Source organism: Solidesulfovibrio alcoholivorans DSM 5433 (genome assembly GCF_000702665.1).
Classification (GTDB): domain Bacteria; phylum Desulfobacterota; class Desulfovibrionia; order Desulfovibrionales; family Desulfovibrionaceae; genus Solidesulfovibrio; species Solidesulfovibrio alcoholivorans.
In genome coordinates this window covers 22756-48641 of the sequence record NZ_JNJA01000021.1, presented here as the reverse complement: position 1 = coordinate 48641, position 25886 = coordinate 22756, and the positions used below count along the sequence as shown (strand labels likewise).

At 62.7% G+C, this 25886-nt stretch carries 33 protein-coding genes and 1 tRNA gene; 20 read left to right on the top strand and 14 right to left on the bottom strand.

Annotation, left to right across the window (positions count from 1 at the left end; translation table 11 throughout):
• Positions 1–428: hypothetical protein (locus tag Q368_RS0120965; protein ID WP_211249797.1), on the top strand; the 428-nt coding region annotated here is incomplete at its 5' end.
• A gap of 109 nt (positions 429–537) precedes the next feature.
• Here Q368_RS0120965 and Q368_RS25965 read toward each other — a convergent pair.
• The 3 genes from Q368_RS25965 to Q368_RS0120950 form a co-directional block, all read right to left on the bottom strand.
• A complete protein-coding gene (locus Q368_RS25965) occupies positions 538–1032 on the bottom strand; it encodes a hypothetical protein (protein ID WP_156955803.1) in 495 nt (164 codons plus the stop codon).
• A gap of 23 nt (positions 1033–1055) precedes the next feature.
• The gene (locus tag Q368_RS25960) at positions 1056–1619 is read right to left on the bottom strand and encodes a hypothetical protein (protein ID WP_156955802.1); all 564 of its coding nucleotides are present in this window, start codon (positions 1617–1619) and stop codon (positions 1056–1058) included.
• A gap of 230 nt (positions 1620–1849) precedes the next feature.
• A complete protein-coding gene (locus Q368_RS0120950; protein WP_281174652.1) occupies positions 1850–2041 on the bottom strand; it encodes a helix-turn-helix domain-containing protein in 192 nt (63 codons plus the stop codon).
• Between the two features lie 162 nt (positions 2042–2203).
• Here Q368_RS0120950 and Q368_RS0120945 point away from each other — a divergent pair, with 162 nt between their 5' ends.
• The 5 genes from Q368_RS0120945 to Q368_RS25955 all read left to right on the top strand — a co-directional run bounded on the left by Q368_RS0120945 (position 2204) and on the right by Q368_RS25955 (position 4262).
• Positions 2204–2410: a hypothetical protein gene (locus Q368_RS0120945; RefSeq protein WP_029460995.1), complete on the top strand. Its 207-nt coding sequence runs from the start codon at positions 2204–2206 to the stop codon at positions 2408–2410.
• A complete protein-coding gene (locus tag Q368_RS0120940) occupies positions 2403–2735 on the top strand; it encodes a hypothetical protein (RefSeq protein WP_029460994.1) in 333 nt (110 codons plus the stop codon). Before Q368_RS0120945 ends, Q368_RS0120940 begins: the two co-directional genes overlap by 8 nt.
• Positions 2728–3135 carry a hypothetical protein gene (locus Q368_RS0120935; RefSeq protein WP_029460993.1) on the top strand — a complete coding sequence of 136 codons (408 nt, stop codon included), beginning with the start codon at positions 2728–2730 and terminating at the stop codon, positions 3133–3135. Before Q368_RS0120940 ends, Q368_RS0120935 begins: the two co-directional genes overlap by 8 nt.
• 227 nt (positions 3136–3362) lie before the next feature.
• Positions 3363–3794, top strand: coding sequence for a Panacea domain-containing protein (locus Q368_RS24990; protein WP_084158919.1), 432 nt, complete (start codon positions 3363–3365; stop codon positions 3792–3794).
• 6 nt (positions 3795–3800) lie between these two features.
• The gene (locus tag Q368_RS25955) at positions 3801–4262 is read left to right on the top strand and encodes a hypothetical protein (protein WP_156955801.1); all 462 of its coding nucleotides are present in this window, start codon (positions 3801–3803) and stop codon (positions 4260–4262) included.
• 415 nt (positions 4263–4677) lie between these two features.
• Here the strand turns inward: Q368_RS25955 and Q368_RS0120930 are convergent.
• Positions 4678–4753 (bottom strand) — tRNA-Asn (locus Q368_RS0120930).
• A 184-nt stretch (positions 4754–4937) separates the two neighbouring features.
• On the opposite strand from Q368_RS0120930, the gene lysS reads away from it, so the two are divergent.
• The 6 genes from lysS to fabZ all read left to right on the top strand — a co-directional run bounded on the left by lysS (position 4938) and on the right by fabZ (position 12340).
• Positions 4938–6530 carry a lysine--tRNA ligase gene (gene lysS, locus Q368_RS0120925; protein WP_029460992.1) on the top strand — a complete coding sequence of 531 codons (1593 nt, stop codon included), beginning with the start codon at positions 4938–4940 and terminating at the stop codon, positions 6528–6530.
• On the top strand, positions 6527–7756 hold the full coding sequence (locus Q368_RS0120920) for a lipoprotein-releasing ABC transporter permease subunit (RefSeq protein WP_029460991.1): 1230 nt from the start codon (positions 6527–6529) through the stop codon (positions 7754–7756). Before lysS ends, Q368_RS0120920 begins: the two co-directional genes overlap by 4 nt.
• Entirely contained in the window at positions 7749–8447 is a 699-nt protein-coding gene (locus Q368_RS0120915) for an ABC transporter ATP-binding protein (protein WP_029460990.1), read from the top strand. Before Q368_RS0120920 ends, Q368_RS0120915 begins: the two co-directional genes overlap by 8 nt.
• Entirely contained in the window at positions 8419–11067 is a 2649-nt protein-coding gene (gene bamA, locus Q368_RS0120910) for an outer membrane protein assembly factor BamA (RefSeq protein ID WP_029460989.1), read from the top strand. Before Q368_RS0120915 ends, bamA begins: the two co-directional genes overlap by 29 nt.
• A gap of 164 nt (positions 11068–11231) precedes the next feature.
• Complete coding sequence (locus Q368_RS0120905; RefSeq protein WP_029460988.1) at positions 11232–11738, top strand: OmpH/Skp family outer membrane protein; 507 nt, start codon at positions 11232–11234, stop codon at positions 11736–11738.
• A gap of 128 nt (positions 11739–11866) precedes the next feature.
• The gene (fabZ, locus tag Q368_RS0120900; RefSeq protein ID WP_029460987.1) at positions 11867–12340 is read left to right on the top strand and encodes a 3-hydroxyacyl-ACP dehydratase FabZ; all 474 of its coding nucleotides are present in this window, start codon (positions 11867–11869) and stop codon (positions 12338–12340) included.
• Between the two features lie 29 nt (positions 12341–12369).
• Here fabZ and Q368_RS0120895 read toward each other — a convergent pair whose 3' ends face one another.
• The 5 genes from Q368_RS0120895 to Q368_RS27150 all read right to left on the bottom strand — a co-directional run bounded on the left by Q368_RS0120895 (position 12370) and on the right by Q368_RS27150 (position 16021).
• Complete coding sequence (locus Q368_RS0120895; protein ID WP_029460986.1) at positions 12370–14073, bottom strand: HD domain-containing phosphohydrolase; 1704 nt, start codon at positions 14071–14073, stop codon at positions 12370–12372.
• A 20-nt stretch (positions 14074–14093) separates the two neighbouring features.
• Positions 14094–14480, bottom strand: a complete 387-nt coding sequence (locus Q368_RS0120890) for a response regulator transcription factor (protein WP_029460985.1) — start codon at positions 14478–14480, stop codon at positions 14094–14096.
• Positions 14481–14824: 344 nt separating this feature from the next.
• Positions 14825–15154 (bottom strand): hypothetical protein, encoded by a 330-nt coding sequence (locus Q368_RS0120885; protein WP_029460984.1) that lies wholly within the window; start codon positions 15152–15154, stop codon positions 14825–14827.
• A 92-nt stretch (positions 15155–15246) separates the two neighbouring features.
• Positions 15247–15576, bottom strand: coding sequence for an IscA/HesB family protein (locus Q368_RS0120880; protein ID WP_029460983.1), 330 nt, complete (start codon positions 15574–15576; stop codon positions 15247–15249).
• Positions 15577–15694: 118 nt separating this feature from the next.
• Complete coding sequence (locus tag Q368_RS27150; protein WP_245611426.1) at positions 15695–16021, bottom strand: IscA/HesB family protein; 327 nt, start codon at positions 16019–16021, stop codon at positions 15695–15697.
• Positions 16022–16157: 136 nt separating this feature from the next.
• On the opposite strand from Q368_RS27150, the gene pyrR reads away from it, so the two are divergent.
• Positions 16158–16700, top strand: a complete 543-nt coding sequence (pyrR, locus tag Q368_RS0120870) for a bifunctional pyr operon transcriptional regulator/uracil phosphoribosyltransferase PyrR (RefSeq protein ID WP_029460982.1) — start codon at positions 16158–16160, stop codon at positions 16698–16700.
• 191 nt (positions 16701–16891) lie between these two features.
• Positions 16892–17548, top strand: coding sequence for a flavodoxin family protein (locus tag Q368_RS0120865; RefSeq protein ID WP_029460981.1), 657 nt, complete (start codon positions 16892–16894; stop codon positions 17546–17548).
• Between the two features lie 46 nt (positions 17549–17594).
• Here the strand turns inward: Q368_RS0120865 and pspC are convergent, their stop codons facing one another.
• From pspC to pspA, 5 genes are all read right to left on the bottom strand, one after another.
• Entirely contained in the window at positions 17595–17981 is a 387-nt protein-coding gene (pspC, locus tag Q368_RS0120860; protein ID WP_029460980.1) for an envelope stress response membrane protein PspC, read from the bottom strand.
• Entirely contained in the window at positions 17978–18244 is a 267-nt protein-coding gene (locus Q368_RS0120855; RefSeq protein WP_029460979.1) for a hypothetical protein, read from the bottom strand. The genes pspC and Q368_RS0120855 overlap by 4 nt, the downstream gene beginning before the upstream one ends.
• Positions 18241–18669: a hypothetical protein gene (locus tag Q368_RS0120850; RefSeq protein WP_029460978.1), complete on the bottom strand. Its 429-nt coding sequence runs from the start codon at positions 18667–18669 to the stop codon at positions 18241–18243. Before Q368_RS0120850 ends, Q368_RS0120855 begins: the two co-directional genes overlap by 4 nt.
• Positions 18666–18920, bottom strand: coding sequence for a hypothetical protein (locus Q368_RS0120845; RefSeq protein ID WP_245611425.1), 255 nt, complete (start codon positions 18918–18920; stop codon positions 18666–18668). The genes Q368_RS0120850 and Q368_RS0120845 overlap by 4 nt, the downstream gene beginning before the upstream one ends.
• Before the next feature lie 156 nt (positions 18921–19076).
• Positions 19077–19760 carry a phage shock protein PspA gene (gene pspA / locus Q368_RS0120840; RefSeq protein ID WP_029460976.1) on the bottom strand — a complete coding sequence of 228 codons (684 nt, stop codon included), beginning with the start codon at positions 19758–19760 and terminating at the stop codon, positions 19077–19079.
• A 169-nt stretch (positions 19761–19929) separates the two neighbouring features.
• Here pspA and Q368_RS0120835 point away from each other — a divergent pair, with 169 nt between their 5' ends.
• The 6 genes from Q368_RS0120835 to hslU all read left to right on the top strand — a co-directional run bounded on the left by Q368_RS0120835 (position 19930) and on the right by hslU (position 25881).
• Positions 19930–20988 (top strand): sigma-54-dependent Fis family transcriptional regulator, encoded by a 1059-nt coding sequence (locus Q368_RS0120835; protein WP_029460975.1) that lies wholly within the window; start codon positions 19930–19932, stop codon positions 20986–20988.
• A 9-nt stretch (positions 20989–20997) separates the two neighbouring features.
• Positions 20998–22254 carry a M16 family metallopeptidase gene (locus Q368_RS0120830; protein ID WP_029460974.1) on the top strand — a complete coding sequence of 419 codons (1257 nt, stop codon included), beginning with the start codon at positions 20998–21000 and terminating at the stop codon, positions 22252–22254.
• Between the two features lie 35 nt (positions 22255–22289).
• Positions 22290–22856 carry a macro domain-containing protein gene (locus tag Q368_RS0120825; protein ID WP_029460973.1) on the top strand — a complete coding sequence of 189 codons (567 nt, stop codon included), beginning with the start codon at positions 22290–22292 and terminating at the stop codon, positions 22854–22856.
• Positions 22857–22979: 123 nt separating this feature from the next.
• Positions 22980–23756, top strand: coding sequence for a methyltransferase domain-containing protein (locus Q368_RS0120820; protein WP_029460972.1), 777 nt, complete (start codon positions 22980–22982; stop codon positions 23754–23756).
• Positions 23757–23930: 174 nt separating this feature from the next.
• Positions 23931–24473, top strand: coding sequence for an ATP-dependent protease subunit HslV (gene hslV, locus Q368_RS0120815; RefSeq protein WP_029460971.1), 543 nt, complete (start codon positions 23931–23933; stop codon positions 24471–24473).
• A gap of 31 nt (positions 24474–24504) precedes the next feature.
• Positions 24505–25881, top strand: a complete 1377-nt coding sequence (gene hslU, locus Q368_RS0120810) for an ATP-dependent protease ATPase subunit HslU (RefSeq protein WP_029460970.1) — start codon at positions 24505–24507, stop codon at positions 25879–25881.
• The last annotated feature ends 5 nt before the right edge of the window (positions 25882–25886 follow it).

Genomic DNA, 25886 nt, shown 5'->3' with positions numbered 1-25886 from the left:
CGTGTAACTGCCCGCCCCCACCTGGCGACAACGTGTTCGGCGAAAGACAGAATGTAGGTTCCCCCTCCCTCGAAGCCTCGGGCCTCCCCCCGGGGCTTTTTTTATGTCCTCCCACCTTGGCGATCATTCCCGCCCATGACATCCTGCCGATCATGCCGACTCCATTTGATCCGCTGACGTGGCTGGCCACCAAGGACACCGAGGCGTTCCTCGATCCTGCCGGGCAAGTGCGTCTCCGCTTCGGCCGGTTCGTGCGCCAGGAGGAGAAACAGCGCATCCGCCGGGTCATCGAGCGTTGGTATCTGCCCGTGCTGCGGCTGCAACTGGACGTTGAGCCAGGGACACGGCCGAGGTCGGTATATCAGTTGATAGCGAGCGGGCGGCTCAAGATCGTGGAAGGGCGGTATCGGATCACGTCAGGGGGGTAGGTGGTCTGGCGTGATTTTGTCCCCACTGTCTCCGGCATGAAGTGGCGTGGTGGCTTGGTTTTCTGCTGGTTGGTCATTTTTGACCAACCCATTTGCCTCAAACACTCGCTCAACCGTCTTGCTGTGCCGAGATATAGCCCTTAGCGATGCCTTCATCGACAAGTTGCTTTATCTCTTTGAGGTAGTTACTGGACAATGATCCCAGGTCATCATTTTTTGGCCAGTCTTTGAAATAGTATCTATAATAGTCTTTGTTCAGAGATGGAATATACGTTTCGCCCAATGTCTCTCTGTCGATCAGGGTTGTGCCAACGCATACAGTGCAATCCTTAGAATATGAAACGGGTTGCCTATGTATATTACTATCTCTAAGATTTTTGAAAAATAAAAACATATCATTGCGGACTCTGTTTTCATACCATTTTTGCTGGCTTGGGTTTCTTGATTTTGCCTTGCTTAGAGAATATTGCAGTATAGATCGTGATGCAGATAGAAAGGCACTCAAATAGTATCTAACCTCTCGCATGGAATCGCGTGTAATCGACTGGTTGAGTTTTTCTAAAAAGAAATTAGCCTCATTTAATTTTTCGTTTATATCTATCATGTCTGTCCTTGTGGGAGTAATTGTTAATTGCAGCCGTTAATACTCATAGTTTGGAGCTCCATAATTGTGTGCGCTCGCCAATCAATGACTTTTCCACAGTCTGATTTTATCTGCTGCGACCATTTAATTCTAGCGACCATATCCTGCATGTCGGCCACGGTCGCCCCTGCTGAAGGCTCGACACCCACATTGGCAAGTTGGGTAATAAGCTCCTGGCGGCGCATTTGTTCAAGTTCTTTGCTAGTATGGCGAGAAGGGGTTTCTCGATATTTTTCAAGGGATTTCATCGTTTGTGGATCGCCAGGGGATGAAGAGTTAAATGCCTTGTATATGATGGCCGCCAATAACAACCCCGCGACAACCCCGCCAACGATAATTGGTGTCGAGTCATTTTTTTTTCCCATATTGGCATATCCATACGTCGAATCCATTAAGCATACGCCATAAAGACTTTGACCTTTGGCACAAACGCTACCAGGGCCACAGTCAGTATTAAATTCACAAGTATTCCCATAAGTATGATTGATATCCGTTGGGGAATACACAGGCTGTCTGTCGTGGCGATTCCCAGGGTAAAGACCGCCCATGCAAACACCATATAGACTTGTTCCTTGTTTTATGCATGTGCTGCCGACATTGCAGTCTGTGTCAAATTGACATCCGATTGCTTGCCAAGGTAGTATCAAAGATAGGGCCATGAGAAGGCAAATTGTTTTCATAATGTTCTCATAATTTGGTAGTTTTTTTAGAGAGTTGGATCGCGCATACAGCCTTCCGGTCCGGTGGTCTATAGAAAGTGCAACCTAATATAGGCGGATCACTCCTCCTCATACAAGTCCTTCGTCCTGACCCCGAGCGCCCCGGCGATTGTGGCCAGGGTCTCCAGGCGGCATTGGCGGATTTCTGGCCCGCGTGCGCACATTACTGTCCTTGTGGACAGCTTGGTCAGGTCCGCGAGACCTCGAACGCTAACACCCCTTGATTCCATTATTTCTTTGAGGTTGCTCATTATCTTCATGTGGTAGTTTATAACCACATTCTCCTTGACCTGTCCGTTGTACTAAAATACAACACCTGTCAATTATCAGTTGTCCAAAAAATCAGCCCGACAAGGTGCGCGAACACCCGGCCGGGCCTGACCAACCCGCAACCTTTCATGGAGGTTTCGAGCATGGCTGAGCATCCGCTTATCCTGTCCCACGTCCGCGTTCAATCCCAACCCTGCATCCTCGCCGCCGTCCACGCCTGGACGCTCCTCAAGGCCCTGTGCGGCCATTCCCGCCCATTCTTTGGCGATGGCCCCGCCGCGCTGCCCGTGGAGCCCTGTGCGCCGATTCTCCCCATCCTGCCGGGTTCCGTGGAGGTGTGTCATGGATAACATGACGTATTCCATGAGCCTGATCGGTGTTGTCGAGGTTGCCCTGCGGCCCATTCGTGCGTTCAAGGAAATTCTCATCGAAATGGACGAACTGGGGATGACCGTAAACCCCAATCATGTTGCCGTGGTCCTGGAAACGCTTCTGGAAGTCTCCGAACAGAAACTCAATTCGATGGAAGCCGCCCTAACCGCTGAGGTGGGACGGGTTTGTTTCCAGCACGCGACCGTTCACCATCCGACCGCAGAATGTGGCGCAATCGTTGGCGTTGTGGTGGAGCCCCTTTCTTCTGAGACAGCCGTGATTCGGGAGGTGGTTAATGGATAGCACAAAGCTGGCCCAAGCCTTCGACGGCTACAAGGAGCTCGTGAACCACGCCATGAACGAAGGGCACGAGATCGGTGACGCGCTCGGCTTCCTGGCCCAGGCGGTGGACGACATGACCCACAATGACCGTGAGTGGAGTGTGGGCGGGCTGACCTTGTTGCTTCGCGCCCTGGAAAAGCGGTCCCGCGACTTAGGCGAATACCTGGACACCGAGTCAACGGCCCGGAGCCCCGAGCCCACGGCAGAGGAACGCGCAGTGCGGGAGCAACAGGACGAAGCGTCCCGGGTGTGGAGCGACGGAATGCGCGTCATCCATCAGCATCCCGACCTTGCCGGGGAAGTGGCCGATGCGCTCAAGAAGATTGTGGAGAAGGTTCCGGTCGAAGCACCCCAGGACTAGGACCCCGGCAACCGGATCATGGGCGGCCTGCTTCTTCGGAGGTGGGCCGCTTTTCGTTGCCGGTGCGGTCATGGCGAGCCATCGTTCGGGGGCGAACTCGTGTCTAGTTTGAAACATCTAACCCACTGAAATAAAATGTCTGGTTAAATTATGCATTGCTTTGGCGCGAAAAATGCTTAAGGATGTCTTGAAAAAGTGCCTAGCACCACAAAGAGGAGGTTTCTGTTATGGCCTCTAGCCTGGATGTTGCACAATATATCCTAGAGAAAATGGGGCCCTTGACCACCATTAAGCTGCAAAAGCTGGTGTATTATTCTCAAGCATGGGCTTTGGTTTGGGACGATGAACCGATTTTTGACGATGAAATTCAAGCTTGGGCGAATGGCCCAGTAGCTCCAAGATTGTTTTTCAAACACCAGGGACAGTACAGGATCGATTCTATCCCAGAAGGAGATTCATCGCGCCTTAAGGATTACCACAAAGAGACCATTGATGTTGTAATCCGTGATTATGGAAACAAAAATTCCCAGTGGCTTGTTGAATTGAGTCACCTTGAAGACCCCTGGAAAATGGCCAGAAGGGGATGCCCTGATGGTGCCCCTTGCTCTGAAATTATAACGCATGCTTCCATGGCAGAATACTATAGCGGCCTGAAGTAGTTGCTTATGAGCAAGAAAACATCCATGAGTGAACAACCTTCAGGCGCAAAAAATACCGCACAGAAGGAAATCCCACGAAAGTTAAAACAAGAAACGGGACGCTCTGAAAATCCAGACGACTCACTCAACAAACCTATTGGATGGAACTTTAGACTCATGGACCAGTCAGGGCCATGGCCATGTACCTTTAGGAAGCTCACAAAACACAGACAGCAATTGATTTCATACGAAAATCAACAATATAATCAAATTTTCAAGAGGCGTGGACACTCGCACACTATGCCAGGAGATATGCTGTGCAAGGCGGCACAAAAAAGACTTGAAACCATTGGTCTCGACAAGACGGTTTTACTACATCAACTTGACGTAGGTGATGCACCTGGACGCTTATGGGGCTTGGTAGAGCACAATATATTCCATCTTCTTTGGCTTGATCCCAATCATACAGTGTACCCCATGAAGCGCTAGCAATTCATGCCTTATTGGCTCTATGCCGGCCTTAAACGGCAAAAAATCACGTTCCTCAATCGCCTTTCTTTCGTTTATCCCGGACCACGTGTTTGGGAATCTCCGCAACCTTGTGTCGGTCAAAGCCGAAACGCCCAGGCACACTACCGGCAGCATGGCAAGGGCTGCGGCGATGATCCATTCATGGCGGTGGATAGCATTCCCTGCCGGGAGGGTTCAAGAGGAGGGGAGAGAGCGGGGTGACGGGTAGGCTGCCGGGGGACAGTCCCCCATGGGCCGCTTTCCCCTTTGGCGTAGGGGCGACTTTCACCAACTTTCACTCGCGTACAATCTCAAATTGGGGGACAGGTGGGGGACAAAGTTGCCTGCAAAAGAAAAAGGGAGCTAGGTGTTTAGCCTAACTCCCTGAATCTGCTGGCTCCCCGGGACGGACTCGAACCGCCAACCTAGTGGTTAACAGCCACCCGCTCTGCCAATTGAGCTACCGGGGAATGTCGAAGCGAGGTAGCCATCTATCCCGCCCGGGCCGCTGCGTCAAGGTTTTTTTTGCCCGGGAAGGAATTTTTGTCTGCCGCCGTGTCACGGGCCATTCTTGACGGCGTCACGCATTTCTCGTACCCAGATGCGCTTGCCCTTTCCGCAAAGCAACCACGCCTCAAGCAACGGAGAATTCCCGTGGGCACCGACGCACCACGCAAAAAAGAATACAAGCTCCCGGTCAAGTCCAAGCGGGTGGAGGACTTCCGCCCCCTGCTCGAAAGCCTCGACGCCCGGGATGAGCTCAACGAAGTCTTCAAGAACCGCATCGCCAAGGCTGTCCAACTCCTTGACGAGGGCGTTCCGCTTTACCCGAACGATTTCAAGAAGGTCGACGACATCGGCCGCGTCGTCGCCAGCCACGAGCCCCTGGACGAAGAGGCCCTGGCCAAACTGGACGAGGGCTTCTGCCTGGCCGGGCGCATCGTGTCGTTGCGCTCCTTCGGCAAGGTGGCCTTCTTCACCATCCAGGACGCCTCGGGCCGGGTGCAGGTCTTTGCCGAGCGCGAATCCCTCGGCCAGGAAGTCTACGCCGTCTTCAAGAAGTTCGACATCGGCGACATCGTCGGCGTCACGGGCAAGCTCTTCCGCACCAAGACCGGCGAACTCACCCTGCACGCCGCCACGGTCAAGCTCCTGACCAAGTCCATGCGGCCCCTGCCCGAGAAGTACCACGGCCTCAAGGACGTGGAGACGCGCTACCGCCAGCGCTACGTGGACCTCATCGTCACGCCGCGCTCCGTGGAGATCTTCAAGGCCCGCACGGCCATCGTGCGCGAGCTGCGCGCCTGCCTCGACAACGCCGGCTTCATGGAGGTCGAGACCCCCATGATGCAGGCCATCCCCGGCGGCGCCACGGCCAAGCCCTTCGTCACGCACCACAACGCCCTGGACATGGGCCTTTACATGCGCATCGCCCCGGAGCTCTACCTCAAGCGCCTGCTCGTGGGCGGCTTCGAGAAGGTCTACGAGGTGGGGCGCAACTTCCGCAACGAAGGCATCTCCACGCGGCACAACCCCGAATTCACCATGTGCGAGTTCTACTGGGCCTTTGCCCGGTACACCGACCTCATGGACCTGACCGAGCGGCTTTTCAGCCACATCGCCCGCACCGTGACCGGTTCGGACACCGTGAGCTACCAGGGCCAGGAGATCTGTCTGGCCGAGGGAAGCTGGGCGCGCGTGCGCTTCCACGACTCCCTGGAGACCATCGGAGGCATCGCGCCCGAGGTCTACAGCAACTTCGACACGGCCAAGGCCCTTGTGGAAAAAAGCGGCGAAAAGGTGCTCAAGGGCGAAAAGCTCGGCAAGGTCCAGGCCAAGCTCTTCGACATCTTCGTCGAGCCCAAGCTCATCCAACCGCACTTCATCTACCATTATCCCACGGAAATTTCGCCGTTGTCGCGCAAGAACACCGAGGACCCGGACATCACCGACCGCTTCGAGCTCTTCATCGCCGGCCGCGAGATGGCCAACGCCTTTTCCGAGCTCAACGATCCCGTGGACCAGCGCCTGCGCTTCGAGGAGCAGGTCCGCGAGAAGGAAGCCGGCGACGACGAGGCCCACCAAATGGACGACGATTACGTCCGCGCCCTGGAATACGGCATGCCGCCGGCGGCGGGGGAGGGCATCGGCATCGACAGGCTCGTCATGCTGCTCACCGACCAGGCCTCCATCCGCGAAGTGATCCTGTTTCCGCTGTTGCGCCCCGAGGGCGCGCCGGGTTCATGAGTTTCGAATACTTCATCGCCAAACGCTACCTCCTGGCCCGCCAGAAGCAGGCCTTCATCTCGGTCATTTCGCTCATCTCCGTGCTCGGGGTGGGCCTTGGCGTCGCGTCGTTGATCGTGGTGGTGGGGGTCATGCAGGGCTTTTCCACCGAACTTCGCGACAAGATCCTCGGCATCAACGCCCACATGGTGGCGGCCGTGGCCGGCGGGGCGATCCACGACTACCGGGGCGACATGGCCAAGGCCGAAGCCGTGCCCGGCGTGCTCGGGGCCACGCCCTTCGTCTATACGGAAGTCATGCTGTCGAGCCCCCGCGGGGTCAAGGGCGTGGTGTTGCGCGGCGTCGACCCGGCCTCGGCGGGCAAGGTGCTGGCGCTGCCCGGCGAAATGACCGCGGGCAGCCTCGACGACCTCTCCGCGCCCGGCATCTTCCCGGGCATCATCGTCGGCCGGGAACTGGCCGACCGCCTGGGGCTTTCGCTCGGTGACACGCTCAACCTCATGTCGCCCGCGGGCAAGGAAAGCGCCGCCGGATTCTCGCCCAAGGTCAAGACCTTCGCCGTGCGCGGGTTTTTCAAGACCGGCATGTACGAATACGATTCCACCCTTGCCTACGTCACCATTCCCGCGGCCCAGGAACTGCTGGGATTTAAGCGCGACATCGTCACGGGCATCGAGCTCAAGGTCGCGGACGTGGACGCCGTGGACGCCCTGGCGGGCAAGGTGCGCCAGGCCCTGGGCGGGCCGCCGGTCTACGTGCGCACCTGGATCGACATGAACGGCAACCTTTTCAAGGCGTTGCACCTGGAAAAGACGGCCATGTTCGTCATCCTCGTCATGATCGTGCTCGTGGGTTCCTTTTCCATCATCACGACGCTGGTCATGCTGGTCATGGAAAAGACCCGCGACATCGCCATCCTCATGTCCATGGGCGCGACCGCGAAAAACATCCGCAACATCTTCATGCTCCAGGGCGCTATCATCGGCGTGGTGGGCACGGCGCTCGGCTACGCCCTGGGCCTTGGCGTGGCCCTGGCCCTGGAAAAATACCAGTTCATCAAGATTCCTGGCGACGTCTATCCCATGGACCACCTGCCCGTGCGCCTGGACTGGCCGGACCTCGTCGTCATCGGAGCGACGGCCCTGGCGCTGTGTTTTCTGGCCACGCTGTACCCGGCCCGCCAGGCCGCGCGACTGGAGCCCACGGAGGCGCTGCGCCATGACTGAGCCGCTTTACGTGCTGCACGGCCTGCGCAAGGTCTACCAGGGGCCTGCCGAGGAAGTGGTGGTGCTTCGGGGCCTCGACTTCGAGATTCCGACCGGGGACTCCATGGCCATCCTCGGGGCCTCGGGCTCGGGAAAATCGTCGCTTTTGCATTTGCTTGGCGCTCTGGACCGGCCCACGGCAGGGGAAATCCGCTTCCGGGGACGGGACCTTGCCTCCCTCGCCCCGGCCGAGGCGGCCCGCGTGCGCAACCGGGAAATCGGGTTCGTCTTTCAATTTCATCATCTTCTGCCGGAGTTCACCACGCTGGAAAACGTGGCCATGCCGGCGCTGATCGCCAAAATGAGCCGTCGGGAGGCCTTTGCGCGGGCAAAGGAATCTTTGTCGCTTGTGGGACTTGATGAAAGGGCCGAACACAGGGTAACAACGCTTTCCGGGGGAGAGAGACAGAGGGCGGCCATCGCCCGCGCTGTCCTATTACGGCCAGTGGTGCTGCTGGCCGACGAACCCACCGGCAATCTGGACGAAGCCACTGGCGCGAAAGTGGGCGATGTGCTCGCCCGACTCAACGCCGAGCTTGGCATGACCTTGGTTGTGGTCACCCACAACCATAACCTGGCCGCTGTGATGGGCCGGAGACTGGAGCTGCAGGGTGGAGAACTCTATGCGCGCAATGAAACGTCGAGGTCTTAGGGGGCTTTTTCTGGCCGCCTGCCTGGTCCTGGCGGCAGGCCAAGCCCTGGCCCAGTCCGGCAAGGTGCTGGTGCTGCCCTTTGAGATCAACGCGGCCGACGCTTTGCAGTCCGTCCAGGGAAGCCTTCCGCACATGCTGGCCGACAAGCTCAAGGCCGGCGGCGTGGCCGCCTCGGCCGAAGGCGGCAAGGCCGTGACGGACGTGTCCGCCGCCCGCAAGCTGGGCGCGGGGGCGCGGGCCGATTACGTCGTGTTCGGCTCCATTTCCAAGGTCGGCGAGGGCCTGAGCCTCGACGCCCGTGTGGCCAAGGTCTCGGGCGGTACGCCCCAGACGGTTTTCGCCACGGCGAAAAGCGCCATGGCCATGGACGCGGCAGCGGGCGAGCTGGCCCAGAAGATCGCGCCGCTCGTTGCGGCCGTGGGCTCCTCGGACCGCATCGCCGAAGTCGACGTGGAGGGCAACTCCATCCTCGACAAGGAAGTGGTGCTGCTTAAGATCAAAAGCCAGGTCAACCAGCCCTACGACCCCAAGACCGTCAACGAAGACATCAAGAAGCTCTTCGACATGGGCTATTTCGACGACGTCCAGGTGCGCCTGGACAACGTCCCCGGCGGCAAGCGCCTGACCTTCGTGGTCAAGGAGAAGCCGCGTATCCAGGCCATCGGCGTCACCGGCAACGGCGACGTGAAAAAGGACGACATTCTCGAGGCCATGAGCACCAAGGCCGGCGGCGTCCTGAACCTCAAGGTCCTGGCCGACGACCTGGGCAAGATCCGCGAACTCTACAGCAAGAAGGGCTACTACAAGACCGAGGTCACCTACGAGCTCGAGCAGACCGACCCGCGCGTGGCCCGGCTCAACATCATCATCAAAGAGCCCAAGAAGCTCTACATCAAGGAAGTCAAGATCGAGGGGGCCAAGCAGATCCCGGCCAGCGACATCGAATCCGAGCTCGCCACCTCCACCCGCCACTTCTGGTCCTGGGTCACCGGTTCCGGCGTGCTCAAGGACGAGATGCTCGAGCGCGACGCCGCGGCCATCGAGGCCTACTACGCCAACCGCGGCTTCGTGGACGCCAAGGTCGGCCAACCCGAGGTCGTCTACGGCGACGACGGCATCACCGTCATCTTCCGCGTGGAAGAGGGCGAACGCTACAAGGTCGGCTCCGTGTCCTTCTCCGGCGACCTGCTCTACGACGAGCCCAAGCTCATGGACCGCATCAAGCTCGACGAGCTGGCGGCCAAGGGCAGCTACTTCAACCGCTCCGTGGTGCGCGACGACCTCAACGCCCTGGCCGAACTCTACGCCGACGACGGCTACGCCTTCGCCGAAGCCGACGTGGACATGCAGAAGCATCCCGACACCAAGGTCATCGACCTGACCTACATCATCAATAAGGGCCGCAAGGTCTACGTGCGCCGCGTGTCCATCGAGGGCAACGAAAAGACCCGCGACAACGTCGTGCGCCGCGAAGTCAAGCTGGCCGACGGCGACCTCTTCTCGGGCTCCAAGTTGCGCCGTTCCAACGAGCGCCTGGACAAGCTCGAGTACTTCGAGAAGGTCGATATCGAGACCGTGCCCACGGACAACCCGGGCGAAGTGGACATCAAGGTCAAGGTCAAGGACAAGAACACCGGCGCCATCAGCCTGGGCGCGGGCTACTCGACCTCCGACAGCGTGTTCTTCGGCGGCTCCGTCGAGGAGAAAAACCTCTTCGGCAAGGGCTACCACGCCAAGTTCCAGGGCATGTTCAGCGGCAAGTCCAGCCGCGGTGTCCTGTCGTTCACCAACCCGCGCGTCTACGACTCCAATCTGGCCGTGGGCGCGGATGTCTACCAGGTCTACAAGGCCTACGACGACTTCAAGAAGTCGACCTCCGGCGGCAAGCTCCGCTTCGCGTATCCGCTCGGCGAATACACGGTGCTGTCCTGGGATTACCGCCTGGATCACTATCATATCTATCACACCAACTGGAACGCTTCGAGCGTCATCCAGCAGTCGGCCGGCTGGCACTGGGCGAGCTCGGTGTTCGTCCAGGTCGACCGCGACACCATCGACAGCGCGACCAAGCCCACCAAGGGCACCAAGAACACCCTGTCCCTGGAATACGCCGGCGGCGTGGTGGGCGGCGACGACGCCTTCGTCAAGCCGATGTTCACCTCGAACTTCTTCTACCCGCTGCCGCTTGACCTGGTCTTCCACTGGCGCGGCCAGGCCGGCGTGATCTTCCCCAATGCCGGCGGCGACATCCCGGTCTACGAGCGCTTCTACCTCGGCGGCATCAACAACGTCCGCGGCTACGAAGTGGACAAGATTTCGCCGAAGGACCCCTGGACCCACGAACGCATCGGCGGCAAGGCCGAAGCCTTCACCAACTTCGAAACCATCTTCCCCATCAGCAAGTCCGTCGGCCTGCTCGGCGTCGTCTTCTTCGACGCCGGTAATTCCTGGGGTGATTACAACCTCATCAACTCGACCATCTACAAGAGCGTCGGCGCGGGCCTGCGCTGGTACTCGCCGATGGGCCTCATTCGCGTGGAGTACGGCTACGGCCTCGACGCGGAAGATCACAATATGCAGCCGTCGCAGATCGGCTTCTCCATGGGGCAGACCTTCTAGAACGGGACGGAACGGACCGGCCCGCGGCCAGGCGGCCCGGGCGCGTGTCGCAAGGTTGGCCGCGGCGCATCGGTTTTGCCGATGCGCCGCGGCCGGCTGGTCACGAAGCTAAACAACCGGACGGCAAGACCGTTCGAAACACGGAACGAGCAAGGAGTCGAGTCATGGGCGTTTTGATGCGGACGTTTATTGTTTTGGCCGTTTTGGTCATGCCGGTGGCGGCGTTTGCCCAGGGCAAGATCGGCATCATCAACCTCGATGAAGCCCTGTCCAACTCCAGTGCCGGCAAGTCGGCTCTCTCCGGGCTCAAAAGCCGGTTCGAATCCCGGGAAAAGGCCATTGCCGCCCAGGGCGACGACCTCAAGAAAATGCAGGATGAGTTGCAGAAAAAGAGCGTGGCCCTGTCCCAGGACGCCATGAAGTCCAAAGCCGCCGATTTCGAGGCCAAGGCCCGCAAGTACCTCGATGACCGCAACAAGCTCCAGCAGGAAGAACAGCAGGCCCAGCAGACCGTGCTGCAGCCCTTGCTGTCGCGTCTGCAGAAGGTCGTGACCGAGTACGCGGCCAAAAACGGCTTCACCGTGATCCTCGAAGCCCGCAGCGTTCCCTATTATGATCCCAAGATGGACGTGACCGCCGCCGTGCGGGCACAGTTCGATTCGAGCAAGTAAGGCTTTCCGGGCCGTTCCTCCGGTGCGCGTCACGCCTGCCGGAGTCGGGCGGTGACATTGCAGTCCAGAATCGATGGGCCGGAGCGGTTGGCGCTTCGGCCCTTTTTCCACGCAAAAGGGAGAACGCCATGCCGGCAAATCCTGGTGACGTCATCGCCATTACGGAAATTTTCGCGCTGCTGCCCCACCGCTACCCCTTCCTGCTGGTGGACCGCGTCACGGCGTTCGTTCCTGGCGAGTCGATCACCGCCATCAAGAACGTGACCATCAACGAGCCCTTTTTCCAGGGCCATTTCCCGGGTGCGCCCGTGATGCCCGGCATGCTGATCCTCGAAGCCCTGGCGCAGGCCGGGGGCGTGCTCGTTTCCAAGAGTCTCGAAGGGCCCCTCGGCGACCGTATCTTCATGTTCACGGGGGTGGAAAAGGCCAAGTTCCGCCGGCCGGTGGTGCCGGGCGACCAGCTGACCCTGCGCTGCTTCGACCTCAAGCGCCGGATGACCCTGTGCCGCATGCGCGCCGAAGCAAGCGTGGACGGCGTGCTCGTCGCGGAAGCCGAGCTCTCGGCCGCCGTGGTGGACAAGAAGGCCGCCGGACTCGGCTGATGCCGCGGCGCGTCGCCTGAGGGCGCGCCTCAGGCTTGCCGGCTCGCCAGAAAGGCCGGCAGGTCCAGGCGGTCGCCGAGGAGCCGGCAGTCCGCTTCCACGCGGTCGATGTTGGCTTCGAGCAGTTCCACGAGCTTGGCGTCGATACGGCCGGCCCCGGCTTCCTGCCAAAGGATGCCGAGGGCTTTTTCGCGTGGCAGGGCGGGCTTGTAGTGGCGGGCCATGGTGATGGCGTCGTAGATGTCCACGATGGCGATGATGCGGCTTTGCAGCAGGATGGCGTCGCCCTTGAGCCCGGCGGGATAGCCCGAGCCGTCCAGGCGCTCGTGGTGCTGGGAGATGATGTCGAGCAGGCGCGACATGTTTTCCGGAAAGGGGATATGGCGCAGGATGCGGTAGGACTCCGCCGGATGCCGCTCGATCTCCCGGCGTTCCTCCGGGGTAAGGTTGCCGCGCACGATGAGCAGGCAGGCGATTTCCTCCTCGCTCAAGAGCGGCATGGTCCTGTTCCCCACGCGGATCGTGCGCGCGCCGAGCCCGGTCACGAAAGCCGCGTCTTCGCGCCCCACCGAGTCCCCGGCGTTGATGCGCGACAGGCGCTCGAATTCTCCGGCATCGTATTTTCCCGACACCAGGGCCTCCAGGGCCAGCCGTTGCGCGATGACCTGCATGACGCCATGCGGCAGGCGCGTGGCCTTGGTCAGCACTTCCTCGCGGATGCCGATCTTTCCCACGTCGTGCAGCAGTCCTGCGAACAGGAGTTCCTCGATGTCGTGGGGGGAGAAATGCACGTCCGGGAAGGCGCTGGTGTCCTGATGCACGACCGTGGCAAGAGCCACGCCGAGTTGGGCCACCCGCTTGGAGTGGCCGGCGGTGTAAGGGTCTCGGGCGTCGATGGCCGTTGCCAAAGCCTGCATCAGCGAATTGATCAGCGTCTGCACGGCTTCGAAATGCAGGGCATTGCCCAGGGCCGTGCCGGCCACGGCGGCCAGGGTGCCGACGTATTGCAGGTGGTTGGCCTCGAACCGCACGGTGGACGCCGCGCCGAGAACCAGCATACCGACGCAGCGGTTGGCCGCGCACAGGGGATGCAACAGCAGGGCGCGCACGTTCGCTTCGCCGCGCCAGCGTCGGTCTCGCTGCAGGTCGTTGACGATTTCGCCCTTGTGCCTGCGGACCACATCCGCAAAGAGTGCGGATTGGGCCGTAGCGGTCAGGTCCAGGCCGGATTCATCCCCGGCAGAGAAAAACGGTATGAATTCTTCTGCGCCCGGCGGCCGCAGGAAGACCATGCCGACTTCGGCGGAGAGATCCCCGCGATGGCATTCAGCGAGCAGGGCCTGGGCCACGTCTCGAGGACGCAAGGAGGCGTTGAGGCCGAGCGTTGCCCGGTGGAGCAGGGAAACCTCGCGATACTTGGCGAGCACTTCCGCGGCCAGACTGCGCCGGGCCGCTTCGCCCGCGATGGCGTGCTCGATCATGTCGGCCGTGAATCGCGCCACGGGCGCGATGTCGTGTACGGGGCGTGCGTCGCCTGCGCTTGCCTCGAATACGCAATCGAGATAGCCGACAAGATCGCCATCGAGGCGGAGTTCTTCGCTATGACAATTGTCGGACGGTGGCGCGCCGGCTTCACGGATATGCACACGCCAACCAGGGCCGAGGAAGCCTCTGGCGCGTTCCAGCAGCGGGGCGAGAACCTTGTTTTTCAGGTGGCGGCGCAACGGAACCATGGACGTCGGCGCCTCGCCGGTCAGTCGGCGATGCCCAGCAGTTCCCTGGCCACACGCAGGACTTCGTCGGGATCGAAGGGTTTGGTCATGTACCTGGCTGCTCCCAAGTCGAGGCCCTGGCGGCGGTCCACCTCCTGTCCCTTGGCGGTCAGGAGCACGATGCCTATGCCGGTGATGGCCGGGTCTTCCTTGACGTGCTGGCAGACCTCGTAGCCATTGAGCTTGGGCATCATGATGTCCAGGAACACAACGTCGGGCTTTTCGGAGCGGATGAGCGCCAACCCCTCCTCGCCGTTTTGGGCGGAAAGAATGGTCACGCCACAATCCTCTTCCAGTTCCTCGAGCGTCTGCTCCAGGAGCATGCGGATATGCACCTCATCATCGACGATGAGAATCTTGCCGGGCATGCGAGTCTCCTTGGGGTAGCGCCAACCGGACGCGATAGTAGGTAAACGCGCCGTCCTTGGCAAGGCGTAGGACGTGATTCGATGATGAAAACCAGCCGATTTGACAGGATAAAACCGGTCGCGTGCGCCGAAAAAGACGGTTGTATGGCAAAAATACCAAATAAATGAAGTGGTAAATTGCCGGCCGGAAAGGGTATGCTAATTAATAAGATACCAAAAAATTCTGACAGCCGGGGAGACGGTCGCGCATAAAAAACAAACCCTCGCCACGCGAAAAGTCCTGCCGCGCGGTCGTGCGCGTCACGGAATGGTGAGGGGCATTGGGGAAGAAAGCGGCTACAGGGTCAGTGGGAACATGTCCCGCCGCAGTTGCCGCCGGCTTCGGAGAAGTCGAGGCTCGAGGCGATGACGAACCCCTGCGCGCCGCAATCCACAGCCAACGGCGCGGCCTGCTGGAAAAGCTGGCGATTGACGACGATACGCCAGCCGTCCCTGGAAAAGGAGACGTCGTCGGCTTCGGGTTCGGCTGCGGCGAGTTCCAGACGCGGTCCATCGTCGCTTAAAAATGACAGGAACACGCGCAGGCACGGTCGGGCCGCTCCGGCGAAATGGGCCGCAAGGGCGGCGCTTGCCGCCGGGGACAGGCTGAAAAGATCGTCTTCGCGAATATCCATGGAGGCTTTTTACGGACGGCCGAAGGGGCTGTCAATCAGGCAAAAAAAAGGACCGGCCGAGGCCGGTCCGGGAAAAGACGAAAGCATCGGGGCTAGGAGCAGGAGCCGCCGCAAGAGCCGCCGCCGCAGGAACCGCTCCCGCAGGAGCCGCCGCCGAGCTGGAGGCTCGAGCCCACGCTGAAGCCATAGTCGGTCATGTCCACCGTGATGGGACTGGCCATGGCCATGAGTTCCTTCTCCACCACGAACGTGTAGCCGTTCACGTCGAAAACATCGTCGTTTTCGCGGGGTTCATCCAGAGCCAACGTCAGGGACGGGCCGCAACAGCCGCCCTTGTTGAGGTAGACGCGAATGGGCGCTTTTTGCTTGTCGGCAAAATAGTTGTCGAGTTCGGCGCGAGCCGTGTCCGTCATGGAAACCATAGCAATCCTCCAGGCGAGAGTTGCCCAAGGGGTAATCACCGAAGATTGCCTTGTCAAATAAGCCCGCCCGATGGACGGATGGCGAACCTTCGGTGATTCCCTATGGTATCGATGGCGGCTAGGATGTTGAGCAGGAACCGCCGGAGCAGGAGCCGCCGCAGGACCCGCCGGCGCCACCGAGTTCCAGGTTCGACGTGACTGCAAAGCCCATGTACGTCATGTCGACCTTCATGGGGGCGGCCTTTTCAAGCAGTTCTTTTTCTACGACAAAGGTGTAACCGGAGACATCGAGCACCTCGTCCGAATCGCGCGGCTCATCCAGAGCCAGCGCCAGCCTTGGGCCAGCTCAGCCGCCGGACGAGAGATAAATCCGGATAGGGCTTTTTTCTTTTTCCGCAAAATACCCGTCAAGCTGGGTCTTTGCGCTTTCCGTCAATTCAACCATGGAAACCTCCTGGGGCAAGCTCGTTCGATGCAACTAAGCACGACCGATCGGAAAGTCAAATGACAGGGTGCGCACGAACGCCGGAGATTGCCAGGCCGGGGCCCTTTGCGGTATGCGCGGGAAAAGCGCCGTGAGGATTGCCGTGACAAAACAGAAAAAAATCATGACCGCCGGCGAAGTGCGCCGCACCCTGGAGCGGCTGGCCTTCGAAATCATCGAACACCACGACCCCGGCTGCGGCCTGGCGCTGGTCGGCATCCAGCGGCGCGGGGCGGAGCTGGCCACGCGGCTCAAATCCATCATCGACGCCCGCGCCGGCTGCGACGTGCCGCTCGGCAAGCTCGACATCAACCTCTACCGCGACGACTGGACCAACCGCGAGGTCCAGCCGCAGGTGGGACCGTCGCACATTCCTTTTCCCCTGGCCGAGAAAAACGTCGTGCTCGTGGACGACGTGCTCTTTTCCGGGCGCACCATCCGCGCCGCCCTGGAAGCGTTGCTCGATTACGGCCGGCCCAAGCGCGTGGAGCTGCTCGTGCTCATCGACCGCCGCGGCCACCGCGAACTGCCCATCCAGGCCGATTACGTCGGCAAACGCGTGCACACCGAACCCGGCGAACACGTGGACGTGGCCGTGTCCGAACTCGACGGCGAGGATGGGGTGTTGCTCGTCGGGTAGCCGGGGGAGAGGATTGGGAGAGCCGGGGGAGAGGATTGGGAGAGAAGATGCCTCCGGCGGCCAGGAGGGGATGATCCCCTCCTGGACCTCCCCGAAGGGGGCACGGTTCGGTGACTGTGTTTCCTTTTTGTGCCTGATTGTCCGGGACGTGGGATGGACGTATGGGGAAGCCTTCGCAAAGGAGGATACCCATGCGGATCATGGCCATAAACGGCAGTCCCCGGAAGAAATGGAACACCGCCACGTTGCTCGGCAAGGCCCTGGAAGGGGCGGCCGGCAAGGGCGCGGAAACGGAACTCGTCCATCTCTACGGCCTGGACTTCAAAGGCTGCATCAGTTGCTTCGAGTGCAAGCGCATCGGCGGCAGGAACTACGGTCGCTGCGCCGTCAAAGACGCGCTCGCTGCGGTGCTCGAACGCGCCGCCACGGCCGATGCCCTCATCCTCGGCACGCCGATTTACTTCGGCGCGGAAACGGGGGAAATGCGCTCCTTTTTCGAGCGCCTGTGCTTCCCCTTCCTGACCTACACCCCGGGCTACGCCTCGCTTTTTCCGCGCAAGATCAAGACGGCCCTGGTCTACACCATGAACGTCCCGGAGGCGAAAATCGCCGACCTGGGCTACGCCGTGTTCATGGAGCGGGCGCGCGGGGTCATGGAGCGCACCTTCGGGGCCTGCGAGATGCTCCTCGCCACGGACACCATGCAATTCGACGATTACGGCAAATACCTGTCCACGGTCTGGGACGCGGCGGCCAAGCGTCAGCGCCACGAGGAGATTTTCCCCGGGGATTGCGCCAAGGCTTTCGCCCTGGGCGAGCGGCTGGCCGCGCCGTTGGCGGCGGGCTGAGACGGCCTTCCGGCGTGCGTGCGCGACGGCGTGCGCACGCCGGAGGTCAGGGATCGCGCAGGCGGCGCTCGAAGTCGAATTCGCGCGAGGTGACGTGGTCCTCCAGGCGGCGGATGCGCTTGTCCAGGCGGTCGAAGCGGCGCTTGACCCGGGAGAGGGCATTTCCACGCGAGGCGACGTATTCGTCGTAGAACACCCGCTCCTCGTCGTTGTCCGGGGGCAGGACAGGCTCGGGCTTGATGACGAAACCGGCGATCAGGTAGGCCGCGACCATGGGCCAGACGCCGGTGAAGGGCGTGAGCACGAGAATGAAGGCCCGCATCCAGAAGACCGGGACATCCAGGAATTTCGCCAGCCCCTTGCACACGCCAAGGAGCATGCCGGAGCGGGAACGGTAGAGTTCGCGCAGGCGCAGTTCGCTGTAGTGTTTCATCGGTCGTCCTCCATGGAGGGCGTGCCGTGCCTGCCGGGCCGGGCGTCGAGCACGAGGGTTTCCAGGGCTTCGACGCGCTCCTCCAGGTGGGTGAGGCTGCGGTGGATTTCCTGGAGCAGCTGCGCCTCTTCGGCGTCACCGCCGCGCGGCTTGGCCGTGCCCGGGCGCAGCAGGCGGATGCCGAGGAGGAAAATGACGCCGAGGACGACCAGGCCGACGATGGTGGCCCCGGCCATGACCAGTGCGGTGAGCAGTCCCATCATGCGTCGTCCTTTCGCCGCTTCGAAGCGGCGAGGCGGCGGTCGAAGTCGAATTCACGCGAGGTTACGTGGGATTCCATGCGCGCGATGCGCGCTTCGAGATCCTGCGCTTGGTCGCGGACGTCCCGCGCGGCGCGGTCGAAGTCCATGCCCGGGGCCGCACCGGGAGCGGCATAGCTGGACGGTCCGGACGGCGCGTCATACCCGGGCGCGGGGCGTAACAGCACGGCGCAGGCCAGGTAGATGAGCAGGGCCGGCCAGCCGATGGTGAGAAACAGAATGATGAAGAAGGCCAGCACGACCCACGTCGGCAGGCCGAGCCAGCCGGCCGTAAAGCGGCAGCCGCCGGAAAGCAGCCCGGGGCCGCGGTCGTTGTAACCGCTCGAGCAGCCGGGTCCGCACCGGCCGCGAAACGCGTGGTGCCTCATGATCCGCCTCCCTTGTCCGCATCGCGGCCAAGCAGGGTTTCCAGGTTGCGCACCCGGTCTTCCAGGCGCGCAAGCGTCGTTGTCACTTCGGCAAGCAGGGCCATGGCCTGGGCGTCGGCGTCGCGGCCGGCCCGGTCGGTGCGTTCGCTGCGGCGGCGCAGCAGCACGATGGCCGCGATCACGACCAGGACGAGCAGGATCTGCGGCAAAGGCCAGCCGCCGGCATAAAACATCTGATGATGTGGAAACACGTCTTCTCCTTACTGGACGCCGACCGACCATTTCCCGATTTCGCTTCCCAACTTCGTCTTCCCTCGCCCCTTTCCCCCCGTCAAGGGGGTCCGGGGGGGATTATCCCCTCCGGCCGCCGGAGGCATTCTGCATCTTCCGCTCTTCCTCTTTCTCTCCTACTCCCCGCCACCCTTCCTCGCCTTGATGCGCGCCAGTTCGCGCTCGACGTCCTCGTCGGCGGCCAGGCGGTCGAAGCGGGCTTCCAGGGATTCGCCTTCGGCCGGGCGGCGCACGGTGGCGGGGCCGGCCAGTTCGGCCTCGGCTTCCAGGCGTTCGATGCGGCTTTCGAATTCCTCGAAGCGCAACAGCGCCTCGGTGGAGTCGACGCGGGAGAGGTCCTCGCGCACGCGCTTCTTGCCCGTGGCGCGCATGTGGCGGTGGAGCAGGGTGCGCTGGCGCTCCTTGGCGGAGGCGAGCTTTTCCTCGAGCCGCGCGATGTCCTCGCGGTAGGCCGCGACCATGCCTTCGATGGCTGCCTGCTCCCCGGCCAGGGCATCGGCGCGGGATTCCAGGCCGCGCTTTTCGAGCAGCGCCTCGCGGGCCAGGTCCTCGCGGCCCTTGTCCACGGCGAGTTCCGCCTTTTCGCCCCAGCGCTCGGCGCGGTCGCGCACGGCGGCCAGCTCCCGGCCGGACTTGGCCGCCTGCGCCATGGTGCGGGCGCAGTCGGCCTTGAGCTCGACCAGCGTCTCCTCCATTTCCTGGATCATGAGCCGGATGAGCTTTTCCGGGTCCTCGGCCTTGTCGAGCATGGCGTTGATGTTGGAATGGATGATGTCCCTGAAGCGGCTGAAAATACCCATGGCATACCTCCGGTGCGCGCCGCGGGGCGCGTCGTGTCTGGAGGAGAGCAGGGTTTGTGCCAGAATTAGAATCCTGTGATTCCGGCTGGTTGCATGATGTCGAGGCGGGGGATATTGCGGTTTTCGCCAAAGTATGGTTTATAATGCCATAAATGAGGTAGGATTCGCCATGAACGCCGCCGTCAGTGAAGCCCTGGGACAGTCCGACGCCTTTCTCGCCTTCATGGAGCGCGTGGCCGCCGTGGCCGCCGTGGACCGGCCCGTGCTTCTCGTCGGTGAGCGCGGCACGGGCAAGGAGCTGGCCGCCGCGCGCCTGCATTTCCATTCCCCGCGCTGGGAAGGGCCGTTTGTCGCCACCAACCTCGCCGCGCTGCCGCGCTCGCTCGTCGAGGCGGAACTCTTCGGCCACGAGGCCGGGGCGTTCACCGGGGCGGTCAAGCGCCGCGCCGGCCGGTTCGAGGCCGCGTCCGGCGGCACGCTCTTTCTGGACGAGTTGCAGGCCACGCCCAGGCCCGTGCAGGAAAAGCTCCTGCGCGCCGTGGAATACGGCGTGATCGAGCGCCTGGGGGCATCCGAATCCGTTGCCGTCGATGCCCGCATCGTGGCCGCGACCAACGTCGATCCGCGCAGGCTCGTTTCGCGCGGCAAGCTGCTGCCCGACCTGCTCGACCGGCTGGCCTTCGCCGTGCTGCACGTGCCGCCGCTGCGCGCCCGCCTGGGTGACATCGCCTACCTGGCCGGGCGTTTCGCCGCCCGTTTCGCCGCCGAGCTCGGCCGCCCCGACCCGCCGTCCTTTTCCCCGTCCGCCCTCCGTATCCTTGAATCCCACTCCTGGCCGGGCAACATCCGGGAGCTCAAAAACACCGTGGAGCGGGCCGTGTTCGACGCCCCGACCTCCCGCATCGACGCGATCGCCCTCGACCCTTTCGCCTCGCCCTACGATCCCCCCGCCGTGGAGGTCCAGGAGGGGATCATCCCCTCCTGGCCGCCGGAGGCCTCTTCCTCTTCTCTCCCCCATCTCCCCCCCCTCTCTCCCTCCCCATCTTCCCCCCCCACCTGGTCCTCCTCCCTCGCCTCTTTCGAGCGCTCCCTCCTGCGCCAGGCGCTGGCGGCGGCGGGGGGGAACCAGCGGCGGGCGGCCGCGATGCTGGGGCTGACCTATGACCAGTTCCGGGGGCACTACCGCAAGCACGCCGCCGCCCTTGACGCCGGCTCCAAAGCCCCGTAGCCCCTGGCGATGCCGCAAACAACCGACGACATCCCCTGCCGCGTCACCCGCCTGCCAAACGGCGTGCGCGTGGTGACCGAGTCCATGCCGCAGGTCAAGACCGCAAGCCTCGGCGTGTGGATCGAGGCCGGTTCGCGCCACGAGGCCAAGGGCCAGGAAGGGCTCGCCCATCTCTGGGAGCACATGGCCTTCAAGGGCACCGCCAGCCGCGACGCCCTGGCCATCGCCAAGGAGCTCGACATTCTGGGCGGGCTCGCCAACGCTTTCACCTCCCGCGAGGCCACCTGCTTCCACATCCGGGTCATGGACGCCCATTTCCGCCGCGCCTTCGACGTGCTGGCGGACATCGCGCTCAACCCCAGGCTCGATCCCGAGGAGCTGGCCCGGGAACAGGCGGTCATCCTCCAGGAAATCTCCATGGTGGAGGAGACGCCCGAGGAAAAGGTGCACGAGGATTTCTGGGGCGCGGCCTGGGCCGAGCCGGCCATCGCCCATGCCATCACCGGCACGCCCGGGTCCGTGAACGCGGCCACGCCCAAGACCATGCAGGTCTGGCGGCGCGCGCATTACCGCCCCGACGCCATCGCCGTGGTGGCGACCGGCGCCGTTTCCCACGAAGTCGTCGTGGACATGGCCGCCGCGACCTTCGGCAGCCTGCCCGTCGCGCAGGGGCCGGACGTGCGCCCGGCCGGCGCGTTCACGCCGCCAAGGCTCGCCGTGCGCCGGGAAAGCGAACAGAACCACGTCATTTTGGCCTATCCGTCCGTGGGCAACAAAAGCCCGGAGCGCTTCGCCCACACGCTCCTGGCGACGCTGCTTGGCGGCAACATGTCTTCGCGGCTTTTCCAGGAAGTGCGCGAAAAGCGCGGCCTGGCCTATTCCATCTACGCCAGCGTGAGCGGCCTTGCCGACGCCGGCATTTTCGAGATCCAGGCCGCCGTGGAGCCCGAGCGCACGCGCGAACTGCTGTCCGTCGTCCGCGCCGAGCTCGCTGCCGTGGCCGGCGGCGCGGTCACGGCCGAGGAACTCGACCACACCCGCGAGCACCTCAAGGGGCTGCTCTACCTTGGCGCGGAATCCACGGAGAACCGCATGATGCGTCTGGCGCGCAACATTTTGCTCTTCGGCCGCGAGATTCCCCTTGAGGAAACCGCCGCCGCCCTGGACAATGTCACCCTGGACGACCTGGCCGCCATCGCCGGCCGGGCGTTCACCGAGGCCAACACCGGCCTGTGCATCCTGGGACCAACGGCCGCGATCCCCTGAATCCGGTCGCGGCCAAAGCTCCGGAGGCGAGCGCCATGTCCGACACCGTTCTCTATTCCCTTGGCCAAGGCGTCCTGAAGCTCCTCGAAGGCGACATCACCAAGGATGACGCCGACGCCATCGTCAACGCCGCCAACTCCGCCCTTGCCGGCGGCGGCGGCGTGGACGGGGCCATCCACCGCGCCGCCGGGCCGCAGCTTCCGCCGGCCTGCCGCGAAATCATCGCCAAGATTGGCCGGCTGCCCGCCGGGGGCGCGGTCATCACCCCGGGCTTCGACCTGCCCGCCCGCCACATCATCCATACCGTCGGCCCCATCTGGCGTGGCGGCAACGAAGGCGAACCGGAAAAACTGCGTTCCGCCTACGCCGAGTCCATCACCCGGGCCGTGGAAAACGGCCTGGGAACTCTCTCCTTTCCCGCCGTGTCCACGGGCGTCTACGGCTACCCCGTGGAACTGGCCGCGCCCATTGCGCTTACCGTCATGGCCGAGGCGCTTACGAGCGGCCGCCTGCGGGAAATCCGCCTCTACCTGCACGGAAAACATGCCTTCGGCCTCTGGCGTTCCGTGGCGGACGACTTATTTGGTGGGATTACGCGTTAGGAATGCCTCCGGCGGCCGGGGGGGATCATCCCCCCCGGCCCCCCTGGGCGGGGGAGCGGGAAACGGGTGGCGGCGTGGTCGGCGGACGGGTGTCCGTCGGCGGGGCCGGGAGAAGGGTAGCGCATGGTTGAGTGGGACAGCGGACAGTATTTGAAGTTCGCGGGGGAACGGACGCAGCCGGCCAGGGACCTGGCGGCGCGGATCGCGCTGGACAACGTGCGCGAGGTGCTGGATGTCGGCTGCGGGCCGGGCAACAGCAGCCGCGTGCTGGCCGAACGCTTCCCCGGCGCACGCGTGCACGGTATCGACAGCTCCCCGGACATGATCGACGCGGCCAGGGGCAATTGCCCCGAAGGGCGGTTTACGCTGTGCGATGCGGCAACGGAGCTGGCGAGCCTCGGCAAGGGCGCGTATGACGTCGTCTTTTCCAACGCCTGCATCCAGTGGATTCCCGACCACCCGAAGCTCGTGCGCGCAATGCTTTCGCTGCTGCGCCCCGGCGGCGTGCTTGCCGTGCAGACGCCCATGAATGACGACGAACCGATCCACAAGATCATCGGCGCACTGGTCGCCGGGGAGAAGTGGAAAGGCGCGTTCGCCAAGCCGCGCATTTTCCACAATTTGCGGCCCGGGCGGTATTTCGACCTGCTTGCCGACGCGGCGGCGGATTTTACGCTCTGGCAGACCACCTACTACCATGTGCTCGCGTCCCATGCCGCCATCATGGAATGGTATCGCGGCACCGGGTTGCGGCCGTACCTGAGCGCCCTGTCCGAAAGCGACAAGGCCGTCTTCGAGGCTGACGTCTTCGCCCAGGTCGTCGCGCAGTATCCGAAACAGCAGGACGGCCGGATCATCTTCCGGTTTCCCCGGTTCTTTTTCACGGCTACGGCCGTGTAACGCGCGTTGGCCGGCCTTGCCGGCGACAAATCAGGGCGAACGCACTGCTGCCTTGCCCTGGCAATCACATTGCCCCATCCCCCCTTGAAAGTTTTTCGGGGAGGAGGGGGATCGGGGGGAGGAAGCCCCTTTTTTCAAAAAGGGGCTTCCTCCCCCCGATTATGGAGTATCCGCATGGAATTACGTGGGACGACGATATTGGCCGTGCGTACGGACGCCGGCGTGGCCGTGGCCGGCGACGGGCAGGTGACGCTCGGGCAGGCCGTGGCCATGAAGCATGGCGCGCGCAAGGTGCGCCGCATCTACAAGGACAAGGTCGTGATCGGTTTTGCCGGCTCCACGGCCGACGCGTTCACCCTCTTCGAGCGCTTCGAGGCCAAGCTGGAGGAATTCGGCGGCAACCTCGTGCGCGCGAGCGTGGAGCTGGCCAAGGACTGGCGCAAGGACAAATATCTGCGCCGCCTGGAGGCCATGCTCATCGTGGCCGACGCAACGAACGTGCTGCTACTTTCCGGCAACGGCGACGTGATCGAGCCGGACGACGGCGTGGCCGCCATCGGTTCGGGCGGGCCGTACGCCCTGGCCGCCGCGCGGGCGCTTTTGCGCTACACGAGCATGCCCCCGCGCGAGATCGTGGAGAAGGCCATGGGCATTGCCGCGGAAATCTGCGTCTACACCAACGACCGCATCGTGGTGGAGACTATCGACCGCGCCTAGGCGCGCGGTTTTATTGCCGTAAGGAGTGGAAATGCACGCCAGTCTGACGCCTCGGGAGATCGTTTCCGAGCTCGACAAATACATCATCGGCCAGAAGGACGCCAAACGCATGGTGGCCATCGCCATGCGCAACCGCTGGCGGCGCCAGCAGATCGATCCCGAGCTGCGCGACGAGATCGCGCCGAAAAACATCATCATGATCGGCCCCACGGGCGTGGGCAAGACCGAGATCGCGCGGCGGCTGGCAAAGCTCTCCGGGTCGCCGTTTTTCAAGGTCGAGGCCACGAAGTTCACCGAGGTGGGCTATGTGGGCCGCGACGTGGAATCCATGGTGCGCGACCTCATGGAGATTGGCGTCAACCTCGTGCGCAAGGAGGAGCAGGACAGGGTGGCGGCCAAGGCCGAGAAGGCGGCCGAGGAGCGCCTGCTCGACGTGCTTTTGCCCGAGTCCCAGCGCGGCGGGGAGAGCCCCATCCCCATGCCCGCGGCCCTGGAGGCCCCGACGCCGACGCCGGCCGCGGACGGCCCCGTGAGCACCCGCGAGAAGCTGCGCAAGCTCTGGCGCGAGGGCAAGCTCGACGACCGCATCGTGCCCGTGGAAGTGTCCGTGCCCGCGCCGCAGGTGGAGATCATGTCCATGCCGGGCATGGAAGACATGGGCTCGCAGTTCAAGGACATGTTTTCCAAGGTGTTTCCCCAGCGCAAGAAGACCCGCAACATGCGCGTGCGCGACGCCTACGAGGTGCTTTTGCAGGAGGAGACCGACCGGCTCGTGGACATGGACAAGGTGTCCGAGACGGCCAAGGAGCGCGTGGAGCAGACGGGCATCATCTTCATCGACGAGATCGACAAGATCTGCGGCAAGCAGGGCGGCGGCAGCGGCCCGGACGTCTCGCGCGAGGGCGTGCAGCGCGATTTGCTGCCCGTGGTCGAGGGCTGCGTGGTCAACACCAAGTACGGCATGGTGAAAACCGACCATATTCTGTTCATCGCCGCGGGCGCGTTCCACTTCTCCAAGCCCTCGGACCTCGTGCCGGAGCTCCAGGGCCGCTTCCCCCTGCGTGTGGAGCTGCGGGCGCTGACGGCCGAGGATTTCTACCGCATCCTGACCGAGCCGCAAAACGCGCTCACCGTGCAGTACACGGCGCTGATCGGCACCGAGGGCGTGACGCTCACGTTCACCGACGAGGCGCTGCGCGAGGTGGCGGAGTTCGCGCGCAAGGTCAACGAGGAAACCGAGAACATCGGGGCGCGGCGGCTGTACACCATCATGGAAAGAATTCTCTCCGACCTGTCCTTTTCGGCCTCGGACCAGGGCGGCCAGAGCGTGGTCGTGGACCCGGCCTACGTGCGGGACAAGCTCACCGACGTGGCCGAAGACCGCGACCTTTCCCGCTACATCCTGTAATCCCA

What these genes read in the sequence shown, in the direction of transcription:
- Q368_RS0120935 (WP_029460993.1), top strand. Translation starts at nt 2,728, where the DNA reads ATGGATAGCACAAAGCTGGCCCAAGCCTTCGACGGCTACAAGGAGCTC.
- Q368_RS0120890 (WP_029460985.1), bottom strand. Translation starts at nt 14,480, where the DNA reads ATGCCCGGCAAGATTCTCATCGTCGATGATGAGGTGCATATCCGCATG.
- Q368_RS0120885 (WP_029460984.1), bottom strand. Translation starts at nt 15,154, where the DNA reads ATGGATATTCGCGAAGACGATCTTTTCAGCCTGTCCCCGGCGGCAAGC.
- Q368_RS0120865 (WP_029460981.1), top strand. Translation starts at nt 16,892, where the DNA reads ATGCGGATCATGGCCATAAACGGCAGTCCCCGGAAGAAATGGAACACC.
- Q368_RS0120850 (WP_029460978.1), bottom strand. Translation starts at nt 18,669, where the DNA reads ATGAGGCACCACGCGTTTCGCGGCCGGTGCGGACCCGGCTGCTCGAGC.
- Q368_RS0120820 (WP_029460972.1), top strand. Translation starts at nt 22,980, where the DNA reads ATGGTTGAGTGGGACAGCGGACAGTATTTGAAGTTCGCGGGGGAACGG.
- Q368_RS0120830 (WP_029460974.1), top strand. Translation starts at nt 20,998, where the DNA reads ATGCCGCAAACAACCGACGACATCCCCTGCCGCGTCACCCGCCTGCCA.
- Q368_RS0120835 (WP_029460975.1), top strand. Translation starts at nt 19,930, where the DNA reads ATGAACGCCGCCGTCAGTGAAGCCCTGGGACAGTCCGACGCCTTTCTC.
- Q368_RS0120825 (WP_029460973.1), top strand. Translation starts at nt 22,290, where the DNA reads ATGTCCGACACCGTTCTCTATTCCCTTGGCCAAGGCGTCCTGAAGCTC.
- Q368_RS0120855 (WP_029460979.1), bottom strand. Translation starts at nt 18,244, where the DNA reads ATGATGGGACTGCTCACCGCACTGGTCATGGCCGGGGCCACCATCGTC.
- Q368_RS0120940 (WP_029460994.1), top strand. Translation starts at nt 2,403, where the DNA reads ATGGATAACATGACGTATTCCATGAGCCTGATCGGTGTTGTCGAGGTT.
- fabZ (WP_029460987.1), top strand. Translation starts at nt 11,867, where the DNA reads ATGCCGGCAAATCCTGGTGACGTCATCGCCATTACGGAAATTTTCGCG.
- Q368_RS0120920 (WP_029460991.1), top strand. Translation starts at nt 6,527, where the DNA reads ATGAGTTTCGAATACTTCATCGCCAAACGCTACCTCCTGGCCCGCCAG.
- Q368_RS0120950 (WP_281174652.1), bottom strand. Translation starts at nt 2,041, where the DNA reads ATGAGCAACCTCAAAGAAATAATGGAATCAAGGGGTGTTAGCGTTCGA.
- pspC (WP_029460980.1), bottom strand. Translation starts at nt 17,981, where the DNA reads ATGAAACACTACAGCGAACTGCGCCTGCGCGAACTCTACCGTTCCCGC.
- Q368_RS25960 (WP_156955802.1), bottom strand. Translation starts at nt 1,619, where the DNA reads ATGGGCGGTCTTTACCCTGGGAATCGCCACGACAGACAGCCTGTGTAT.
- Q368_RS25965 (WP_156955803.1), bottom strand. Translation starts at nt 1,032, where the DNA reads ATGATAGATATAAACGAAAAATTAAATGAGGCTAATTTCTTTTTAGAA.
- hslU (WP_029460970.1), top strand. Translation starts at nt 24,505, where the DNA reads ATGCACGCCAGTCTGACGCCTCGGGAGATCGTTTCCGAGCTCGACAAA.
- Q368_RS0120880 (WP_029460983.1), bottom strand. Translation starts at nt 15,576, where the DNA reads ATGGTTTCCATGACGGACACGGCTCGCGCCGAACTCGACAACTATTTT.
- hslV (WP_029460971.1), top strand. Translation starts at nt 23,931, where the DNA reads ATGGAATTACGTGGGACGACGATATTGGCCGTGCGTACGGACGCCGGC.
- Q368_RS24990 (WP_084158919.1), top strand. Translation starts at nt 3,363, where the DNA reads ATGGCCTCTAGCCTGGATGTTGCACAATATATCCTAGAGAAAATGGGG.
- Q368_RS25955 (WP_156955801.1), top strand. Translation starts at nt 3,801, where the DNA reads ATGAGCAAGAAAACATCCATGAGTGAACAACCTTCAGGCGCAAAAAAT.
- Q368_RS0120905 (WP_029460988.1), top strand. Translation starts at nt 11,232, where the DNA reads ATGGGCGTTTTGATGCGGACGTTTATTGTTTTGGCCGTTTTGGTCATG.
- pspA (WP_029460976.1), bottom strand. Translation starts at nt 19,760, where the DNA reads ATGGGTATTTTCAGCCGCTTCAGGGACATCATCCATTCCAACATCAAC.
- bamA (WP_029460989.1), top strand. Translation starts at nt 8,419, where the DNA reads ATGCGCGCAATGAAACGTCGAGGTCTTAGGGGGCTTTTTCTGGCCGCC.
- Q368_RS0120945 (WP_029460995.1), top strand. Translation starts at nt 2,204, where the DNA reads ATGGCTGAGCATCCGCTTATCCTGTCCCACGTCCGCGTTCAATCCCAA.
- Q368_RS0120895 (WP_029460986.1), bottom strand. Translation starts at nt 14,073, where the DNA reads ATGGTTCCGTTGCGCCGCCACCTGAAAAACAAGGTTCTCGCCCCGCTG.
- Q368_RS0120915 (WP_029460990.1), top strand. Translation starts at nt 7,749, where the DNA reads ATGACTGAGCCGCTTTACGTGCTGCACGGCCTGCGCAAGGTCTACCAG.